Origin of the sequence: Halorubrum sp. ASP1, assembly GCF_005435135.1 — an archaeon.
GTDB classification, from domain to species: Archaea; Halobacteriota; Halobacteria; order Halobacteriales; family Haloferacaceae; genus Halorubrum; species Halorubrum tropicale.
The window spans coordinates 85,433-104,003 of sequence record NZ_SGUA01000004.1 but is presented as its reverse complement, the minus strand read 5'-3'; the positions used below and the strand labels follow the sequence as shown (position 1 = coordinate 104,003).

Here is an 18,571-nt window from a genome sequence, read left to right as displayed (position 1 = left end):
GCGCGTTACTTCCCCGCCGTCGGCCGCGAACAGCGCAGACAGAGGATCCCGGTCCCCGCCCAGTTCACGTGGGTCGACCCGCAGTGCGGGCACTGGTGGGTGTCGTTGTTGTACTCGGTCGTCCCCCGGGGCGCGGCGAGGTGGCCGTCGTCGACCGCGCGCTCGACCAGTCCGGGGAACCGCTGCTTCTTGAACCGGGCGCGGTGCGCGAGGAACTCGCCCGGTCGGCTCGGGTCGCTCCCGTGGAGGTCCTCCCACTTGATCGCTATCTCGCCGTCCGCTTGCCCCCGCGCGACCTGTTTGATCGTCGCGGCCGCGGCCTCGAAGAGCGGGGTCGTCGCGAGCGCCTGCGGGGAGTCGACCGCGTCGCCCGCGGCCGCGTACCGCTCGGCCGCGTCGTCGTAGGCCGCTTCGGCGCCGTCGAGGCCGCCCGCGACCCGGAAGTCGGCCACGAACTCTGCGAGGCAGGCCGTCTGTCCCGGCTCGTCGAGGACCGTCTCGAAGTCGCGGGCCGCGGCGAGCCCCTCGACCGCGCGCTGGGTCGCGCGCCCGTCGCGGCCCGCGACGCGGTACGCGACCGTCGCCGCGAGCAGCTGCTGGAGCCCCTGCCCGATCCATCCCTTCTCGTCCGGTTCGAACGGGTCGCGATCGGGGCGCGGGTCGGCCAGGACGCGTCGCCCCCCGCGAGTATACCGGTTCCCGGCGCGCTCGTACTCGCGGCCCGCCAGCGCGTCGACCGCCGCGTCGTGGTGTCCGCCGTCGTTCGTGTTCACACGCGCGATACGGGCGGGGACGGGTTACGCCTGACGCCCCGGCGCGGGCGTCCGCTCCGCGAGGGCCCGGTAGAACGCCACGGAGTAGGTCGTCCACAGCGCGCCGAGGAGGCCGGTGACCGCGACCACGCCGACTCCGACGCCGACGGTCCCCAGCGTGCCGAGTTCGACGCTCGGCAGCCACGCCGGGGCCGTGTCTATCGCGGGCGGCGGCGCGAGCGTCAGCGACGCGGCGGCGACGAGGAGGCCGAACGGCGCGCCGACGGCGGCGAGGATGACCGTGTACGGGATCGCGGCCCCGAGGTTCGACCGCACGAGCCGGACGCTACGGCGGAACGCGGCGACGAGTTCGGCGTCCTCGACGACGACTGCGTGCGCGTAGAACTGGAGGAAGAACGTGACGAGCAGGTACGCGCCGAACAGGCCGACGACGATTATTCCGAGCACCGCGACGAGCGTGACGTCCTCGGCGGGGATCCGAACGAACCCGGCGGGCCCGCCCACGACGCTCCCTGCGACGCCGAGGACGATCCCGACGACGAAGAGGAACCCGAACGCGAGGCTCACGCCCACCAGCGCGAGGTACGCGACGAGCAGCGGCAGGTAGTGGTCGCGGCCCGCGGCGACGAGCGTCGCGACGCCCGTCCGACCGTCGAGCGCCTCGTCCGCCATGGCGAGCAGGCCGCCCTGGAAGAAGGGGACGACGAGGATCAGCACGCCGAACGTCAGCGCGGAGACCGCGGCCGCGAGCCCGGGGCTCGCGGTCGGCCGCACGATGAGGTCGGGGAACTGCGCGAGCGCGAACAGCGTCGAGACGGCGACGAGGACGGGATTCCTCGCGACGCCGCCGACGGCCGGTCGGATCGAGCGGAGGGCTGGCATTGACGCTCTTTGTCGCGGAGGACGGTAAAAGCCTCTCTGCGCCCGCGAGGTCCCGACCATACTTACTCCCGGGCGCCGAACCCGTCGTATGGAGAGCCCGGACGGCGCTACCCGCTCGGCGTCGGACTCGATGTCGGGGACCGCCTCGCGACCGGAGCCAGAGTCGTCGTCGCCGCAGACCAGCGGTCTGGTCGAGTGGCTCCTCGTCGCCGCGCTGCTCGCGGTCCCGATGGCGGTCGTCCCCGGCGGCGACGGCGGCCCGACGCTGGTGAGCCTCTGGGGGTTCGTCACGCTCGGCGGCGACGGCGGCGGGATCGGCGGCTACCCGGTGTGGGCGTACTTCCTCGACCAGCCGCGCCCGTTCGCGACGCTCCCCCCGTCGATCCGGGCGTGGCCGCTCGCGCTCGGCTTCCACCTGCTCGCGGCCGGGAGCGCCACGAGCGGGGTCGCGCTCGGCCGCGAGGACCGCCGGGTCACGGGGGGCCTCCTCGTGCTCGCGGCGGCCGCGACCCTGTGGGTCGCGGCGGGGCTGGGCGTGCGCTTCGGCGTCGGGACGACCGCCGGCTGGCTGGCCGTCCTCCCGATGGGAACGGTCGCGACGCTCGCGGTCGGCGCCGTGCGCTACGGAGGCGATCTCCGGCGGATCGTCGCTCGGTGACGACCCGGATCGACCGGCCCCCGGCCGGCCCATCTATCGCTCTCCTTCCCGGACCCGGGACGCATGACTCCGTTCGTGACGGTGCTCGGCGCGACGAGCGCCGCGAGGCTCCCCAGTCCACTCGGCGCGGTCCCCGTGTTCTTCAGCGCGGGTGCCCCACCAGACGTACGACGCCGCGCTCAGGTTCGCGCCCGGGGCGATGACCGCGGCCAGCGTGTTCGGTCTCGCGGCCCCGGGACTGGAACGGGGGACGCTCCCGGGGGTGACGACGGGCGCGCCCGTCGGCGGCGTCGGCCCTCTCGACCGGGCCGTGCTCCGTCGGATCCGGGTTCGCACCGGGCGGGATGCGCGCGGTCGCGTTCCGGGAGCTGGTCCCCTCGCCGTCGTCGACGCGGTTATCGTCGTCTGAGCAGGGCCGATTTTCGCGACATCGGTCTCGACCGCGGTCGCGTTCCGCGTGGTAGAGCGCGCGTCGAGGCGGGTTTCCCGCAAGGATTAATCGACTCGACCGCGTCGAGGGGCGCGATGACACGAACCCGGTTCCCGCCCTCAGCCTCCGACGGCGACCGCCCCCGACCGAACCGGCGCGGACGTACTCGCGGACCGGGCGAGGCGTGCGAGGGGGGACGGTGACGCTGTACGCCGTCGATGCGATCGACGATGCGATCGACGCGACGCGGTCGCTGCTCTGGCCGTTCGACGTGGGACGGTGGCTCCGGCTGATGCTCGTCGTCTTTTTCGTCGGCGGCGCCGGGGGCTCCACGACGTCGCAGTTCGGGGGGAGCGCCTCCACCGGCTCCGGCCCCCAGCCGGGGTCGCTCCCACAGCCGTACCCACCGGAAACGGTCCTCCCCGGCGGCGCCGAGCTACTCGTGATCGGGGCCGTCCTGGCGGCCGTCGCCGCGGTCGTCCTCGGACTCCTGTTCGTCGGGTCGGTGATGGAGTTCGTATTCGTCGAGTCGCTCCGCCGAGAGGCGGTCTCGATCCGGCGGTACTGGCGCGACCGCTGGCGGGCCGGCGTGCGGCTCTTCGGCTTCCGACTCCTCCTCGGCGCCATCACGCTGACGCTCGCCGGCGCGGTGCTCACGCCAGCGCTGTTGCCGGCGCTCTCCGGCGAGGGGTCCGTCGCCGTCGGACTGCTGCTTCTCGCGGCACCGGTGTTGCTCGGACTCACCGTCGTCAGCGGCCTCGTTGGGGGGTTCACGACGAACTTTGTCGTGCCCGTGATGCTGGTCGAGGAGCGGTCGGTGGTATCCGCGTGGCGCCGGTTCTGGCCCGTGCTGACCGGGCAGTGGAAGCAGTACGCCGCGTACGTCGCCCTCGCGTTCGTGCTCCGGACCGCGGCCGGAGTCCTTTCGGCCGTCGCGGTCGTTTACGGCGTGATCGCGGCCGCAATCCCGTTCGCAATCACCGGGGCCGTTGGGCTCACGCTCCTCTCGGTCGCCACCCCGGTCGGCGCGGCCCTGATCGCCGTCTCGGTCGTGCTGTTCGTGCTCGCGGTCGTCGCCGTCGCCCTGTTCGTTTCGGTGCCCGTACAGACGTACCTCCGGTACTACGCGCTGTTCGTGTTGGGCGACACCGACGCCGAGTTCGACCTCATCGCCGAGCGGCGACGCGCGGTCAGGGAGTGATTCCGCGGAGTCCCTGGCCCGGAGACCGGCCGGTGGCTCCGACTACTCGTTCTCCGGGCTGCTCGGGTGGTAGTCGGTGTCGTACTGTCCCGGGTTCCCATCCACGCGGTCGGGGTTGATCCGACCGCCGAGCAGCATGAAGTCGAGGACGGTACAGTACAGCATCGCCTCGACGACGGGGACCGCCCGCGGCGGGAGGACCGGGTCGTGGCGGCCGACGACCTGGATCTCCTTCTCCTCGCCCGTCTCCCAGTCGGCGGAGCGCTGCTTCTTCGGGATCGAGGTGGGCGCGTGCCACGTCGCCTCGCCGTAGATCGGCTCGCCGGTCGTGATCCCGCCCTGGAGGCCGCCGTGGTCGTTCCCCTCGGGGACGGGGTCGCCCTCGTCGCTCTCGACGTGATCGAACGACTCGCCGTCGTCGAACGTCCAGTCCTCGTTGCGCTCGCTGCCGGCGACGTGGTTCGCGTCCTTCCCGAGCCCGTACTCGACGCCGGTCGTGGCGGGAATGGAGAACATCGCCTGCCCGAGCCGCGCGGGGAAGCTGTCGAACCGCGGGGCGCCGAGCCCGCGCGGGACGCCGCGACACTCGAAGTAGATCGACCCGCCGATCGAGTCGCCCTGCTCTTGGTACTCCTCGATCAGCTCCTGCATCTCGGCGGCCGCCTCGGGGTCGGCACAGCGCACGTCGTTCTCCTCGCTGCGTTCGAGCAGCTGTTCGAAGCTCACCGGGTCGGCCTCCACGTCGCCGATGCGGTTGACGTGGGCCTTGATCTCCACGTCGTGCTCCGAGGCGTCGAGGACCTGCTCCGCGACGGCGCCGGCCGCGACCCAGTTCACCGTCTCCCGGGCCGAGGAACGCCCGCCGCCGCCCCAGTTGCGCGTGCCGAACTTCGCCGAGTAGGTGTAGTCGCCGTGCGAGGGCCGGGGGGCCGTGACGTACGGCTCGTACTTCCCCGAGCGCGCGTCCTTGTTCTGGATCACCATGCCGATCGGCGTGCCGGTCGTGTACCCGTCCTGAACGCCGGAGTTGACGACGACCTCGTCGGGCTCGCCGCGCGAGGTGGTGATCATCGACTGACCCGGCTTGCGCCGGTCGAGCTGCGCCTGGATGGCCTCCTCGTCGAGTTCGACGCCCGCCGGCACGCCGGAGACGGTGACGCCCATCGCGTCGCCGTGGCTCTCGCCGTAGGTCGTCAGCTGGAAGAGTCGACCGAACCGGTTCCCGTTCATACCGGTACGTGTGGCCGGGGGCATATAGGGGTTGCAATCCGCGCAACGGGTGACGACCGGGCGCACGCACCCAAATTCAGCTTTCCGCTGAGGTTGCTCGCCGAGCGTCACGGCTCGGGCCGCTCGCCGAGCGTCACGTCGAGGGTCTCCTCGCTACCGTCGCGCACCACGGTGACGGCGACCGTGTCGCCGGGGTCCGTCTCCAGGGCGAGGTACCGCGAGAGGTCGGGGTTGTCCGCGATCTCGGTCCCGTCGAGCGCGACGATCACGTCGCCGCCGGTCGGCACCGTCGCGCCGTCGACAGTCGCCTCCCCGTCCGTGCCGCGGAGGACACCGTCGGCGGGGCCGTCGGCGACGACGCCGGCGACGTAGACGCCGCTGGCGTCCGGGAGGTCGTTGCCGGCCGCGAGCAGCGGATCGACCCGAACGACGCTCACGCCCATGAACGAGTGGTCGTAGCTCCCGGTCTCGATGAGCGCCGGGACCACCTCGTTCACGAGCCGCGCGGAGACGCCGAAGCCGATGTTATCGCCCCGCGTCGCGGTCGCGACGCCGACGACCGTGCCGTCGAGAGTGACGATCGGCCCCCCGCTGTTGCCGGGGTTCAGCGCGGCGTCGGTCTGGATCGCGTCCGCGATCGAGAAGCGGCCGGGCGCCGTCGACGCCGGAATCGTCCGGTTACGCCCGCTGACGATTCCCTGGGTCGCCGACCCCGACAGGCCGAGCGGCGCGCCGACGACGAGGACCCGGGTGCCGACCGGCGGGAGGTCGGTCGCGACCGGGAGCGGGTCCCCGGGGAGCCCCGCGTCGAGTTCGACGACCGCGAGGTCGCTGTACGGGTCGCGACCGACGACGGTCGCGTTCACCCACGTCTCGTCGGTCGCCTGAACGCAGATCGTGTCGGGATCGCCGATCACGTGGTCGTTCGTCACCAGGTGCGTCTCGTCGTAGAGAAACCCGGAGCCCTGTCCCGCGGCGCCGCCCTCCCCCGGCCCGAAGACGGTCTCCCGGCTCTCGACGTACGTCTGGACGCGCGCGACCGACGGGACGACGGCCTCGTACACGTCGACGTAGTCGGGGTCGTCGGCGGTCACCGGCGGCTCGATCTGCTGTTTCCCTCGCGGAGCGTCGTCGTCGGTCGCCCCGCCGATCGCGCCGAGACAGCCGGCGGTCGACGCGCCGGCGATCGCCGCCCCGACCCCGAGGACCTCGCGTCGGGTTCGTTTCATACCATCCGGTAGGAGCCGCGCTCGATTAAGCGATCGGCCGCCGAGGCCTCGACGCCGCGACCGAGTCCCCCCGCGGTCCGGTCCGGGACCGATGGGGGTATGTAACGGGATCCCGTTGGTGAGAGCGTGCGCGACCGCCTCACCTCCGACCTCGGCGTGTACGCCCTCTCCGGGCTGTTCTCGCTCGTCGTCTTCGTGCTCGCGCTCGGCGTCCTCTCGCGGACGCTCCCCGGCGGGCTCGCGAGCCGCCAGCTCGGCGGCCTGATCCTCGGTTACCTCCTGTTCGTCGGCGTGTACACGACGGCGTGGTTCATCTACACCGGGATCGACAGCCGCGAAGAGGTCTAACGGGGGGTCGTCGCTCGCAAACGCCGGTTCCGGAACCGCGGATCCGGCTGCCGAACCGTTTTCACGCCGCCCCGCGACGGGGGCCGTATGAGCCGGGACACCATCTCCTTCGACGTCGACGACCGCGGGGTCGCGACGGTCACCGTCGACCGACCGGAACAGCTCAACGCGCTCACCGTCGAGACGCTCGAAGCGATCGAGGACGCGCTGGACGAGGCGGCCGACCGCGACGCGCGCGCCCTCGTGATCGCCGGCGCGGGCGACGAGGCGTTCGTCGCGGGCGCCGACATCTCCTACATGGTCGAGATGTCGACGCCGGAGGCGCAGGCGTACGCCGAGCTCGGCCACCGCGTCGCGGACGCGATCGAGTCGTTCCCGGCGCCGACGGTCGCCGCGGTCGACGGATACGCCTTCGGCGGCGGCTGCGAGCTCGCGCTTGCCTGCGACCTCCGGGTCGCGGCCGAGAGCGCGGTCCTCGGGCAGACGGAGATCGACCTCGGGATCATCCCGGGCTGGGGCGGCACGCAGCGCCTCCCGCCCCTCGTCGGCGACGAGGTCGCGCGGCGGCTGATCTTCCTCGGCGAGCGCATCGACGCGGCCGAGGCGGCCGAGGTCGGCTTCGTCGGCGAGGTCGTCGCCGACGAGGACTTCGACGACCGGATCGACGAGCTGACCGGCGAGCTGGCGGCGAAGCCCGCGACCGCGCTGCGCGCCGCGAAGGAGGCGCTGAACGCGGCTGGGGACGGCGCCGCGGCGACCGGCCACGCCCTCGAACGCCGGGCGTGGGCCGGCCTGTTCGGCACCCACGACCAGCGCGAGGGGATGCGGGCGTTCCTAGAGAAACGGGAGCCGGAGTTCGAGTAGACAGTTCCGGCGGACGCGAGTCTGTTGCGGCGACGTTCATGTCGATCGACAGTTCGCGTACGAACGTTCGGGCGCCGCCCTCCGTGCCATCGTCTCCCACCGCGATCCCGTAACCGCCACGCTTTATTAATCCGCCCGAGTACCCGCGACATGGACCAGTTGCGGCAGTCGCTCCTCGACGCGCCGATCATCGAGAAAGGCGAGTACCAGTACTTCGTCCACCCGATCAGCGACGGCGTCCCGATGCTCGAACCGGAGCTGCTCCGGGAGATCGTCATCCGGATCATCCGGAAGGCTGAGCTCGAGAACGTCGACAAGATCGTCACCCCCGCGGCGATGGGGATCCACATCTCGACCGCGCTCTCGCTGATGACCGACATCCCCCTCGTGGTCATCCGGAAGCGCCAGTACGGCCTCGACGGCGAGGTCCCGCTGTTCCAGGAGACCGGCTACTCCGAGTCGGAGATGTACATCAACGACGTCGAGGAGGGCGACCGCGTGCTCGTGCTCGACGACGTGCTCTCGACGGGCGGCACGATGAAGGCCATCCTCGACGCGCTCACCGACGAGGTCGGCGCCGACGTCGTCGACGTGGTCGCCGTGATCAAGAAGGCCGGCGAGAACGAGCTCGACGACACCGACTACAACGTGAAGACGCTGATCAACGTGACCGTCGAGGACGGCGAGGTCGTGATCGTCGACGCGCAGGGCGACGAATAAGCCGTCCGCAGCGGAACCGCGGTGAAACCCGCGAATTTTCTGGTTAGCCGCTTATAGGTAGTCGACTACGCAGCGGCGACGAACTCCTCTAAAGCCCCAGCCGTGAGGACTCGCGCGGCTCGTTGCGCGCCTCGCTCGGTCGCTCGCGTTGCTCGCTCCGTCGCTGCGGTGCTTACTGCGCCGTCCTTCGTCCCACGGCTGCCCCTTTGAGTCCCGCCCCGTACCGCACCCTCACGCCTCCCCAGCCTCGCGGCTCCCGTCGCTTCGCTCCGGTCGCCGCGTCCCTCGCACGCGCACCTCGCGCCCTGCCGGGCGCTCGGCGGCGCGCGCCGACCGCATCGCTGCGTCAATTTATAAACCCGGCGCCGTCCTTCATCGCTGCCGGCCGCGGGCGCCTTTTGTGTCGGGGGCGTGAATGGGGGCGTACACATGACCAGCGCGCTGTTCGTCGTGAGCGAAGAAGGGTACTGGGCCGAGGAGTGCATCGAACCGCTGACGACGCTCGAAAGCGAGGGCGTCGACGTGACCGTCGCGACGCCCTCGGGGTCGCCCCCGGTCGTCGACGAGCGGTCGCTCGACCCGGAGGCAGCTGGCGGCGAGGAACGCGTCGCGGAGCTTCGCGAGGTCGACGAGAGCCACCCCGAACTCAACGATCCGGAGCCGATCGCGACGGTCGAGGTCGACGGCTACGACGCGGTCGTCTTCCCCGGCGGGCACGGCACCGTCTGGGACGTGAACCAGGACCGCCACGCCCGGCAGCTCCTGCTCGACGCGGTCGCGGGCGACGACGGCGTCGCCCTCGTCGTCTGTCACGCGGTCGGCATCCTCGGGTTCACCCGCGAAGCCGACGGGACGCCGCTCGTCGAGGGGCGCTCGGTGACCGGCTTCCCGAACGCGTGGGAGGAGGACATCGTCGACGAGGACGACGTGCTGCCGGACGGCCGGAAGCTCCCGTACTGGGTCGAAGACGAGGTCGTCCTCGCCGGCGCCGACTGGGACGCCGAACTCGACGCCGACGCGAGCGTCACGGTCGACGGCGACCTGATCACCGCGCGCGGCCCGGGCTCCTCGGCCGACGCGGCGACGACGCTGCTGGACGAGCTGTAAGCCGCGCGAGCCTCCCTACCGGATCACGAACGCCGGCTCCTCGATCCGCTCGCACTTACACTCGGGACACCGCGACGGCTCGTTCACCGGGTCGTCGAAGCCGTCGAACCCGCACTCGCTACAGGTCGGCGGCGCGACGAGGAACTCCTCGTCCGCGTCGCCGCCGCCGGCGTTCCCCTCTCGGACCGACCGCGAGACGTGGTCGAGGTGTTCGTACACGGTCGGCGTCGGCAGCGACAGCGTCTCGGCGAGGTCGCTCGCCGTCCGCGGCTCCTCCCGGAGCGCGTCGGCGATCCGCTGGCGGGTCGTCTCCATGGGCGAACGTCGAGGGCGACGCGCAAAACGGTCCGGGATCGGAGCGCGAGCGCTCGGAGGCGAGTCAGCGGGCGCACGGCGTCGACACCCCCGGGCGAATCGGAGACGACTCGGGCACAAGAGGTATGTCACCGGGGTGAGACGGAGCGGGTATGAAAGCCGTTGTACTCGCGGGTGGCTACGCGACCAGGCTCTGGCCGATCACCGAACACCGGCCGAAGATGTTCCTGCCGGTGGGCGAGAACACCGTCATCGACGAGATATTCGAGGACTTAGAGGCCGACGATAGGGTCGACGAGGTGTTCGTCTCGACCAACGAGCGCTTCGCCGACACCTTCGCCGAGTACCTCGCCGACAGCCCGTTCGAGAAGCCGACGCTGTCGGTCGAAGAGACCGTCGAGGAGGACGAGAAGTTCGGCGTGGTGGGGGCGCTCGAACAGCTTGTCGACCGCGAGGGCGTCGACGACGACCTGATCGTCGTCGCCGGCGACAACATGATTAGCTTCGACATCGCCGACTTCGCCGACTTCTTCGAGGACAAGGGGACGCCGACGCTCGCGGCCTACGACGTGGGCGACCGCGAGCGCGCGAAGTCGTACGGGCTCGTCCAGCTGGACGGCGACGAGGTGGTCGACTTCCAGGAGAAGCCAGCGGACCCGCAGTCGACGCTGGTCTCCATCGCCTGCTACGCGTTCCCCGCGGAGACGCTCCCGAAGCTCACAACCTACCTCGACGACGACAACAACCCGGACGAGCCGGGGTGGTTCCTCCAGTGGCTCCAGCGGCGCGGCGCGGTCCACGCGTTCACCTTCGACGGCGCGTGGTTCGACATCGGCACCGCCGACTCCTACCTCGACGCGGTCGAGTACGCGCTCGACGGCGGAACGCTCGTCGCCGACGACGCGACCGTCGAGGGGAGCGACCTCGGCGGCGTAGTCCACGTCATGTCGGGCGCGACGGTGACCGACTCGACGCTCGACCGCGCGGTCGTCTTCGAGGACGCGACGATCGCCGACTCCGAGGTCCGCAACACCGTGATCGACACGGGCGCCACCCTGGAGGGCGTCGCCCTCTCGGGCGCGCTGATCGGTTCGTACACCTCGATCACCGAAGGCGACGACTTCTGAGCGCGTCGCGACCGCCGGGGGGCGCCCTGCGCCCTCGCGGTCAGTCGCCGTCAGCCGGTGTCAGCCGCCGTTCGTTCCCCTCTCAGCTAGCCACTGCCCTGCTCACTCGCGGTCAATCGCCGTCCGTCCCGGCCTGCGCGTGCGTGTGGTGATAGCAGTCGAACGCGGGCTCACCGCCGTCGGTCGCGGGGTAGAAACAGACCCGCTGGTAGCGCTCGTTGTCGAGCAGGTTCGCCACGAACCCGCCGGTGTGACGGGAGACCGAGTCGTACTGGTCGCCGCAGGCGGGACAGTCCGGCGGCGGGTCCTCGGGAACGTACATGCGGCGTAGCGTTCGTAGGTACGGGGCCGAGCCGGAAAACGACCCCGCCGAGGCGCGGGTGCGATCCGCCCCGAGTCGGCAGGTCAGGACCCGTTCGAGCCGTCGCCGCTGCCGCCCTCGACGCCGAGCGCGTCGAACAGCTTCCGGCGGACCGCCTCTTCGGTGAGGTGGAGGAGCGTGTCGCGGTTCTCGCCGCTCGCCTCGATGCCGGTGAAGATGCCGAGCGGGATCTCTAACGAGCCCTGCGTCGAGTGGCCCGCTGCGTCGCCCATCTCCGAGAACGCCTCGTCGAGGACGTTGCCGATGTTCAGCCGGATGTCCTTCGAGCGGGCCGCGAGGTAGATCTTCTCGTCGGCGATGCCCAGCACGGCCGTCGTCGTGATCCCCTCCAAGTTGAGGAGGTGCTGGGCCGCCTGCGCGAGCGCCTCGCGGTCGCGGATGAACCCGGCCGTCGAGAAGAGGTGGCTCCCCTGGACCTCGCGGTTCTGGATCGCCTCCGCGAGCACGTCTAGCGTCTCCGGGCTCATCGACGGCGACTCCACCTGTTCGAGGGTGTCGTGGTTCGCGAACGGGTGGAGGTACGCGGCCGCGGTCAGGTCGGCCGGCGTCGTGTCGCGCTTGAAGTCGAGCGTCTCGGCGCGGATCCCGTACAGCAGCGCGGTCGCGACCGCCTCCGAGGGCGACTGGTCGAACTCCTGGAGGTACTTCGTGAGGATCGTCGACGTCGAGGAGACGTTGGTGCGCACGTCGACGAACCGCGCGTCGAACGGCACCTCCGACTCCAGGTGGTCGAGGTAGATGTCGACGGACACGTCGAGGTCGAGGTCCTCGGCCGCGGCCTTCGCGAGGTCGACGGCCGCGACGGTCGCGTACTCCGAGAGCGCCGGCGCCTCGCCGCGGGCGAGCAGGTCGATGCCGAGGAGGTTGACGAACGCGCGGTTCTCCTGGTGGCCCACGTCGCCGGAGTAGATGATGTCGGCGTCGACGCCGAACGCCTCGGCGACGGCTTGGAGCGCGGTGGCGGACGCGATCGAGTCCGGCTCGGGGTTGTCGTGGGTGAGGATCGCCATGCGGTCGCCCCCGTCCTCGATGATCTCCGCGAGCTGACGCGCCATGTACTCCAGCTCGCCGGTCTCCAGCGACTGGAGCGCGCTGTCGGCGATCACCGTCGAGGGGTTGATCACCACGTCCGCGCCGCGCTCGCGCAGCTCGTCCTCGCTGACGGGGTCCGACGCCCGGACGACGACGTAGTGGTCGCCGCCGGTCTCCCTGACCGCGGAGACCGCGGCCTTGTTCGCCTCCACGTCGCTCGCGAGGACCAGGACGATGTCCCGGTCGCCGAGCTCGTCGACGACGTCCGGCTCGACGATGTCTTGGACGCGCGCGTTGAGGTCCTGATCGCGGAGCGCCTCGACGCGGCTCTCGTCGCGGTCGAGGATGAGGACGTCCTTCCCGCGCTCGGTCAGTTCCTCAGCGACTGCGTGACCGACGCTTCCACAGCCGAGGATGGCGTATCGGGTCCGCGCGGATCCGGATGCCCCACTACTCATTGGAGGGATTTCCGCGGCACGACACTTAACGAGTGCGCTCTCACCGTCCGCGCGGGGTTCGTCTGTGCGCCCCGAACGTGTGACCGACCGGGCTCCCCGCGCCGTCGTCTCCGTCGAGTCGACAGCCCTCGGCATTCCGATCGGTCGGTCCGAGCGCACGCGAGTCGACGCCGCTCTCGCCTTCCGGATCCGAGCCGTCCGACCGTCGTCGAATGAAAAGGTCTTTTAACTCGACAGCGGTACAATTTGATGAGGGCCGGTAGCTCAGTTAGGGAGAGCGACGGACTCTTAATCCGTCGGTCGCGTGTTCAAATCGCGCCCGGCCCGTACCCTGAACCGCAGAGCGACAGCGACGCGGTGACTCGCCTCGACGCGTCGTTGTATGTCCGCGCTCTCCGATCGCAGACCCATGACGGAGCTCGACGGCGCGGCGGCGGTCTCGGTGGTCAACCCCTCCGCGGTGCGGACCGAGTCCGGCAGCGAGGAGGGCGAGCCGTTCGAAGAGCGCTTCGAGCCCGGCAGCGTCACCGAACCCGAGGAGGTCGCGGAGGCCATCGCGTTCGCGGCGTCGTGGCCGGGCTCGTCGGCCCACGAGATCGACCTCTACCGCCGGGACAAGTACGCCGACACGATGTGAGCGGAGCGGTCCGGCACGGCGTTTCGAATCGTAATCCCTTTTGAACCGGTCGGCGCGGATCCGGTGTGAGCAACGCGGGCGCGACCGACGGGGCGAAGCGATCGCAGTTCTGGGCGCTCTACCTCACCCGGTTCGCCGAGGGGTTCGGGTTCATCACGCTGCTGACGCTGCTGCCGACGTACATCAACGCCCTGGACCCGCAGGCGACGACGGTGTTGGGGGTCACGCTCTCCGCCGGCTTCGTCATCGGGATGTACACCACCGGGTTCACGCTCGCGCAGACGGTCGCCGTGGTGCCGCTCGCGTGGGCGGGCGACCGGTTCGACAAGCGGCTCGTGCTGCTCGGCGTCCTCGGCGTCGGCGCGGGCGTGTACGCCCTCTTCCCGCTCGTCGACACCTCGGGCACGTTCATCCTCGTCCGCGCGCTCCAGGGGCTCGTCGTCACCGGCGCGGGGCTGATGACGCTCTCGCTCGTCGGCCAGATCGCCGGCGCCGGGACGCGGGCCGACAAGATCGGCAAGGCGAACGCCGCCTCGTTCGGGGCCTCGATACTGGGGTCGCTCGGTGCGGGCGCCGTCTACGACGCCGTCGGCTTCGGGCCGGTGTTCGCGATCATCGCGGCGCTGATGGTCGCCGCGTGGCTCGTCACGTGGGGGGTCCTCGACCCGGACCCCACACGGGTCGGGGGGTTCCCGTTCAGCGACCTCGCGGTGAACCGGCGGATCCTGACCATCTCGACGTTCCGCGCGCAGTACGCCTTCGCCGTGACGATGGTGCGGACGTGGGTCCCCATCTACGCCGGGACCGAACTGGCTGCCGGCGGGCTCGCGGTCGGCGCGACCGCGGTCGCGGTGACGGTCACCGCCGAGAAGGCGACCAACATGGTCGGCCAGCTGTTCACCGGCCGGCTCTCCGACGCCTACGGGCGGTCGCTGTTCGTCTTCGCCGGCGGCGGGGCCTACGGCGCGGTCGCGGTCGCGATCCCCTTCTCCGCGGCCGTCGGGAGCGCGCTCGGCGCGGGCGTGACGGTGCCGATCCTCGGCGAGCTTCCGCCGGCGTACCTCCCGCTGGTCGCCTTCTCCGGGCTGCTCGGCGTCGCGGACTCCTTCCGCGAGCCCGCCAGCATGGCGCTGTTCGCCGACGAGGGGACCGACGACGGCGGCGTCGCCTCCAGCTTCGGCATCCGCGAACTGGTGTGGCGGCCGGGCTCCGTGGCCGGGCCGCTCATCGCCGGCTGGCTGATGGTCGAGGTGAGCATGGGGTCGGTCTTCTACGTCGGCGGCGCCTTCGCGATCACCGGCGTCGTAGCGTTCCTCGGGATCCTCGCCGCCGATCACGGCCGCGCGGCACTGACCGCGTGGTAGCGGCCGCGCTCGCGAGGCGAGCGCGACGCCGGTCGACTACCGCTTCCGGAGCGCGGCGCGATAGCGGGGCCCCTCGCCCGATCCCGAGCGGTCGACCGCCTCGACCGCCCACCCGGTCCCGATCGCCGCCTCGCGGAGTCGGTCCGGCGAGAAGAGGGTGAAGCGGAGCGTCGGGTCCCGCTCGCCGTCGTACGCGAACCACATGACGCGGCCCGCGAGCCCGGGCGTCGGGTCCTCGCGGTAGCCGAGGAGGTCGGCGGCGCCCGGATGGTCGGGGTCGTAGCAGTCGACGACCGCGGTCGCGTCCGGCGTCGTCACGAACGCGAGGTCGCCGAGGAACGCGGAGGGCCCGCGCATCGACCCCGCCAGTCCGATCTGTGTCCCTATCGCGATCGCCGAGGCGAACCGGTCGCGCTCGAACGCCTCCCGGAGGGCGAACATGTCGGCCTCGCGGGCGTCGACGACGCCGCGCTCGCGCATCGTCTCGACGAGCGCCGGGCTGGACTCGACGGCGACGGTCTCGAACCGCTCCTGAAACCGCAGCGCGTGGCGGCCCGCCCCGGCGCCGAGGTCGACCAGCGGCCCGCTGAGCCGCGACGCGAGCCACGGCCCCGCGTCGCTCTCCCGGTCGAACCCGGTGAGGTAGAACGCCTCGATCGGGTGCTCGCGCGTCTCCTCGCCGTCTCCCTGCCGGAGCGGCTCAGTCCGCTCGCCTCGGTGGTGGTCCCGGATCGCGCGTCCGAAGGCGTCGGTCACGGCGGCACGGTCGGCTCCCCGAGAAAAAAAGCGAGCGGGAACGGCGGTATCGGTTCGCACGGGGGCGACCGGGTCCGTCTCGACTGGGTCGGCCGCTCGCCCAGATTCGTCCCGACGGGGTCGGCTGCGCGGCCGGGCCGCGCGCCCGGACCGCGGTTCAGGCCTCGTGTCCCCGCGCCGCCAGCGCGTCCTCTAACGCGGCGAGGACGTACTCGACGTTCTTCGGGCGAGCGGAGTAGCCCATACAGCCGATCCGCCAGATGTCGCCCTCCAAGTCGCCGAGGCCCGAGGCGATCTCCAGGTCGTACTCGTCGAGGAGGTGGTCGATGACCGCGCCGTCGTCGACGCCGTCCGGCACCCGCACCGCGTTGAGGCTCGGGAGCCAGTACTCGTCGGGGGCGTTCATCTCCAGGCCGAGGTCCTGGAGGCCCGCCTTCAGGTCGCCGGCGACCTCGCGGTGGCGGGCCCACCGCGACTCGATCCCCTCCTCGGCGACGAGGCGCAGCGCCTCGCGGAGCGCGTACACGTTCGTGATCGGCGCGGTGTGGTGGTACGAGCGGTCGTCGCCCCAGTACCCCTCCAGGAGGGAGAGGTCGAGGTACCACGAGCGAGGGCGCTCGTCGCGGTCGAGCACCTTGTCCATCGCGCGGTCGTTGAGCGTGAGCGGGCTCGCGCCGGGCGGACACGAGAGGCACTTCTGCGGCCCGGAGTAGGCCGCGTCGACGCCCCACTCGTCGACGCGCATCTCCACGCCGCCGAGCGACGTGACGCAGTCGGCGATCACCAGGGCGTCGTGGGCGTGCGCGATGTCGGTCAGCTCGGGGACGCTCGGCTGGAGGACGCCGGTCGAGGTCTCCGCGTGGACGAAGCCGAACACGTCCGGCTGGTGCTCGTCGAACGCGCGCTCGACGTCGACGGGGTCGAGCGGCTCGCCCCAGGGGGCCGACACCTCGACGACCTCGCCGCCCGCGCGCTCGGCCATCGACTTCATCCGGCCGCCGAAGTAGCCGTTGGTCGGGACGAGCATGGTGTCGCCCGGCTCGACGAGGTTGCCGACCGCGGCCTCCATCGACGCCGACCCCGTCCCCGAGACGGGGATCGTCCACTGGTTGTCCGTCCGGAACGTGTAGCGCAACAGCTTCTGGACCTCGTCCATTATCTCGACGAACGAGGGGTCGAGGTGGCCGACCAGCGGCGTGCTCATGGCGTTCAGAACGCGCGGGTGGACGTCGCTCGGTCCAGGCCCCATCAGCGTGCGGTCCGGCGGCGTCAGCTCTCCGACTTCGGGCGCTCGGTCGTCGACGCCGGGCTCGGCTTGCTGGTTCGACATACGTCACCTCCGGACGAGCGAACGCAAAAAGCCGACGGAAGGGGCGACCCCGTGCCTCGTCACACGCTCTGTGCGCCGCCGCGCGCCGCCGAGTCGACGGGTCGGAACGGCGCCCAGCCGCGTCCTGTCCGGAATCCACCCTAACTTAACCGTCCGCGACACGTGCGCCGTGACATGAGCGACGGCGCGGGCGAGTCGGCGTCGAACAAGGACCTCCGGACGGTCCTCGACCGGATGTCGGACGGGTTCTTCACCCTCGACGGCGACTGGCGGATCGTGTTCGCGAACGGCCGGGGCAGGGAGGTCCTCCGGTCCGCGATGAGCGACGACGCCGTCGGCCCGGACGGCTCCGTCGAGGGCGCGCACCTCTGGGACTCGATCCCCGAGTCGAGGGAGACCGTGTTCTACGACCAGTACCGCCGCGCCATGGAGACACAGGAGCCGGTCTCGTTCGACTCCTACTACGAGCCGCTCGACACGTGGTTCAACGCGCGTGCGTTCCCGTCGGACGAGGGGCTCTCCGTCTACCTCCACGACGTCACCGAGCGACGCGAACTGGAGCGGCGCCAGGAGGAGAGCCTCCGCGCGATGCAGCGGCTGTACGCGGTGTCCTCCGACCAGGACCGCACGTTCGAGGAGAAGGTCGCGGAGATACTGACGATCGGCCGCGAGTACCTCGACGTGCCGAACGGCTTTCTCACGCGTATCGAGGACGACACCCAGCACGTCGAAGTCTCGCACGCCACTCACCCCCTGTTACAGCCCGGCGAGACGTGTCCGCTCGACGAGGCGTACTGTAAGCGGACGCTCGAACGCGACCGGCTCCTGACGATCGTCGACGCCTCGGCGGAGGGATGGGCCGGCGACCCCGCGTACGAAACGTTCGGGCTGGAGACGTACGTCGGCGGCCGCGTCGAGGTCGAGAACGAGCGGTTCGGCACGCTCTGCTTCGCCGACACGAACGCGCGCGAAGAGCCGTTCACCGACTCCCAGCGGACGTTCGTGGAGCTGCTGACGCGGTGGGTGAGCTACGAGCTGGAGCGGCGGCGCGCGGCCGAGCGGCTGGCGAGCGAGCGCGACCGGCTCGACGAGTTCGCGAGCGTCGTGAGCCACGACCTGCGGAACCCGCTGACGACCGCCCGCGGGCGGATGGAGCTCCTCGCCGACGACTGCGAGAGCGAACACGTCGAGCCCGTTCGGCGCGCCCTCTCGCGGATGGACACGCTCATCGAGAACGTCCTCACCCTGTCGCGCGAGGGCGGCGGCGTCGACGAGCTGACCCGCGTGGACCTCGCCGCCCTCGCCGCGGACGCCTGGGAGACGGCCGACACCCGGGGCGGGACGCTCCGCGTCGCGAGCGACGGCTACGCCCTCCGCGCCGACGAGCAGCGGCTCAGGCAACTCCTCGAGAACCTGTTTCGGAACGCCGCGGAACACGGGGCCGCGGCGCGGGAGTCCGGCGCCGTCGCGGTCGAGGTCGGCCCCCTCTCCGACGGCGACGGGTTCTACGTGGCCGACGACGGCCCGGGGATCCCGGCGGGGGACCGGGACCGCGTGTTCGAGTCCGGGTACACGACGACGAGCGACGGCACCGGGTTCGGGCTCGACATCGTCTCGCAGATCGCGGACGGACACGGCTGGACGGTCAGCGTGACCGAGTCGGCCGACGGCGGGGCGCGGTTCGAGTTCGCCGGCGTCGACCTGATCTGACGGTCGGCGCGCCGCGAG

19 protein-coding genes, 1 tRNA gene and 1 pseudogene are annotated in these 18,571 nt (G+C 71.3%); 12 read left to right on the top strand and 9 right to left on the bottom strand.

Annotated elements, in window-relative coordinates:
- Nucleotides 1-5: 5 nt before the first annotated feature.
- Both EXE48_RS07400 and EXE48_RS07395 read right to left on the bottom strand, forming a co-directional pair.
- The gene (locus tag EXE48_RS07400; RefSeq protein ID WP_137711102.1) at nt 6-773 is read right to left on the bottom strand and encodes a hypothetical protein; all 768 of its coding nucleotides are present in this window, start codon (nt 771-773) and stop codon (nt 6-8) included.
- 24 nt (nt 774-797) lie between these two features.
- On the bottom strand, nt 798-1,655 hold the full coding sequence (locus EXE48_RS07395) for a DUF7847 domain-containing protein (RefSeq protein ID WP_137711101.1): 858 nt from the start codon (nt 1,653-1,655) through the stop codon (nt 798-800).
- 88 nt (nt 1,656-1,743) lie between these two features.
- On the opposite strand from EXE48_RS07395, the gene EXE48_RS07390 reads away from it, so the two are divergent.
- The 3 genes from EXE48_RS07390 to EXE48_RS07380 all read left to right on the top strand — a co-directional run bounded on the left by EXE48_RS07390 (nt 1,744) and on the right by EXE48_RS07380 (nt 3,944).
- Nucleotides 1,744-2,313 (top strand): TIGR04206 family protein, encoded by a 570-nt coding sequence (locus EXE48_RS07390; RefSeq protein ID WP_137711100.1) that lies wholly within the window; start codon nt 1,744-1,746, stop codon nt 2,311-2,313.
- 151 nt (nt 2,314-2,464) lie between these two features.
- On the top strand, nt 2,465-2,722 hold the full coding sequence (locus EXE48_RS07385) for a hypothetical protein (protein ID WP_053772020.1): 258 nt from the start codon (nt 2,465-2,467) through the stop codon (nt 2,720-2,722).
- Between the two features lie 220 nt (nt 2,723-2,942).
- On the top strand, nt 2,943-3,944 hold the full coding sequence (locus tag EXE48_RS07380; RefSeq protein ID WP_137711099.1) for a DUF7544 domain-containing protein: 1,002 nt from the start codon (nt 2,943-2,945) through the stop codon (nt 3,942-3,944).
- 42 nt (nt 3,945-3,986) lie between these two features.
- Here EXE48_RS07380 and aroC read toward each other — a convergent pair whose 3' ends face one another.
- Together aroC and EXE48_RS07370 are read right to left on the bottom strand one after the other, a co-directional pair.
- On the bottom strand, nt 3,987-5,174 hold the full coding sequence (gene aroC, locus EXE48_RS07375) for a chorismate synthase (RefSeq protein ID WP_053772018.1): 1,188 nt from the start codon (nt 5,172-5,174) through the stop codon (nt 3,987-3,989).
- A gap of 107 nt (nt 5,175-5,281) precedes the next feature.
- Entirely contained in the window at nt 5,282-6,403 is a 1,122-nt protein-coding gene (locus EXE48_RS07370; protein ID WP_137711098.1) for a S1C family serine protease, read from the bottom strand.
- Nucleotides 6,404-6,529: 126 nt separating this feature from the next.
- Between EXE48_RS07370 and EXE48_RS07365 the strand changes: the two genes are divergently transcribed.
- The 4 genes from EXE48_RS07365 (at nt 6,530) to EXE48_RS07345 (ending at nt 9,442) form a co-directional block, all read left to right on the top strand.
- Nucleotides 6,530-6,751 (top strand): hypothetical protein, encoded by a 222-nt coding sequence (locus EXE48_RS07365; protein WP_053772016.1) that lies wholly within the window; start codon nt 6,530-6,532, stop codon nt 6,749-6,751.
- Nucleotides 6,752-6,838: 87 nt separating this feature from the next.
- Nucleotides 6,839-7,615 (top strand): enoyl-CoA hydratase/isomerase family protein, encoded by a 777-nt coding sequence (locus tag EXE48_RS07360; RefSeq protein WP_137711097.1) that lies wholly within the window; start codon nt 6,839-6,841, stop codon nt 7,613-7,615.
- A 150-nt stretch (nt 7,616-7,765) separates the two neighbouring features.
- The gene (gene hpt, locus EXE48_RS07355) at nt 7,766-8,335 is read left to right on the top strand and encodes a hypoxanthine/guanine phosphoribosyltransferase (RefSeq protein ID WP_049982181.1); all 570 of its coding nucleotides are present in this window, start codon (nt 7,766-7,768) and stop codon (nt 8,333-8,335) included.
- A 429-nt stretch (nt 8,336-8,764) separates the two neighbouring features.
- Nucleotides 8,765-9,442, top strand: a complete 678-nt coding sequence (locus EXE48_RS07345; RefSeq protein ID WP_137711095.1) for a DJ-1/PfpI family protein — start codon at nt 8,765-8,767, stop codon at nt 9,440-9,442.
- 15 nt (nt 9,443-9,457) lie between these two features.
- Here the strand turns inward: EXE48_RS07345 and EXE48_RS07340 are convergent, their stop codons facing one another.
- Complete coding sequence (locus EXE48_RS07340; RefSeq protein WP_137711094.1) at nt 9,458-9,757, bottom strand: transcriptional regulator; 300 nt, start codon at nt 9,755-9,757, stop codon at nt 9,458-9,460.
- Nucleotides 9,758-9,909: 152 nt separating this feature from the next.
- On the opposite strand from EXE48_RS07340, the gene EXE48_RS07335 reads away from it, so the two are divergent.
- On the top strand, nt 9,910-10,884 hold the full coding sequence (locus EXE48_RS07335) for a nucleotidyltransferase family protein (protein WP_137704259.1): 975 nt from the start codon (nt 9,910-9,912) through the stop codon (nt 10,882-10,884).
- Between the two features lie 112 nt (nt 10,885-10,996).
- Here EXE48_RS07335 and EXE48_RS07330 read toward each other — a convergent pair whose 3' ends face one another.
- Nucleotides 10,997-11,206 (bottom strand): DUF8145 family protein, encoded by a 210-nt coding sequence (locus EXE48_RS07330; protein ID WP_137711093.1) that lies wholly within the window; start codon nt 11,204-11,206, stop codon nt 10,997-10,999.
- Between the two features lie 83 nt (nt 11,207-11,289).
- Entirely contained in the window at nt 11,290-12,756 is a 1,467-nt protein-coding gene (locus EXE48_RS07325) for a DHH family phosphoesterase (RefSeq protein ID WP_053772010.1), read from the bottom strand.
- A gap of 253 nt (nt 12,757-13,009) precedes the next feature.
- On the opposite strand from EXE48_RS07325, the gene EXE48_RS07320 reads away from it, so the two are divergent.
- The 3 genes and pseudogenes from EXE48_RS07320 to EXE48_RS07310 all read left to right on the top strand — a co-directional run bounded on the left by EXE48_RS07320 (nt 13,010) and on the right by EXE48_RS07310 (nt 14,757).
- Nucleotides 13,010-13,083: transfer RNA gene (locus EXE48_RS07320), tRNA-Lys, on the top strand.
- 94 nt (nt 13,084-13,177) lie between these two features.
- A pseudogene (locus tag EXE48_RS07315) lies at nt 13,178-13,393 on the top strand (SDR family oxidoreductase); the annotation flags it as partial.
- Between the two features lie 65 nt (nt 13,394-13,458).
- Entirely contained in the window at nt 13,459-14,757 is a 1,299-nt protein-coding gene (locus EXE48_RS07310; protein ID WP_053772008.1) for an MFS transporter, read from the top strand.
- A gap of 36 nt (nt 14,758-14,793) precedes the next feature.
- Here EXE48_RS07310 and EXE48_RS07305 read toward each other — a convergent pair whose 3' ends face one another.
- Together EXE48_RS07305 and EXE48_RS07300 are read right to left on the bottom strand one after the other, a co-directional pair.
- Nucleotides 14,794-15,513: a class I SAM-dependent methyltransferase gene (locus EXE48_RS07305; RefSeq protein WP_137711092.1), complete on the bottom strand. Its 720-nt coding sequence runs from the start codon at nt 15,511-15,513 to the stop codon at nt 14,794-14,796.
- A 157-nt stretch (nt 15,514-15,670) separates the two neighbouring features.
- Nucleotides 15,671-16,843, bottom strand: coding sequence for a pyridoxal-phosphate-dependent aminotransferase family protein (locus EXE48_RS07300; protein ID WP_137711091.1), 1,173 nt, complete (start codon nt 16,841-16,843; stop codon nt 15,671-15,673).
- Between the two features lie 174 nt (nt 16,844-17,017).
- Here EXE48_RS07300 and EXE48_RS07295 point away from each other — a divergent pair, with 174 nt between their 5' ends.
- Entirely contained in the window at nt 17,018-18,553 is a 1,536-nt protein-coding gene (locus EXE48_RS07295; protein ID WP_053772005.1) for a PAS domain-containing sensor histidine kinase, read from the top strand.
- Nucleotides 18,554-18,571 lie beyond the last annotated feature (18 nt).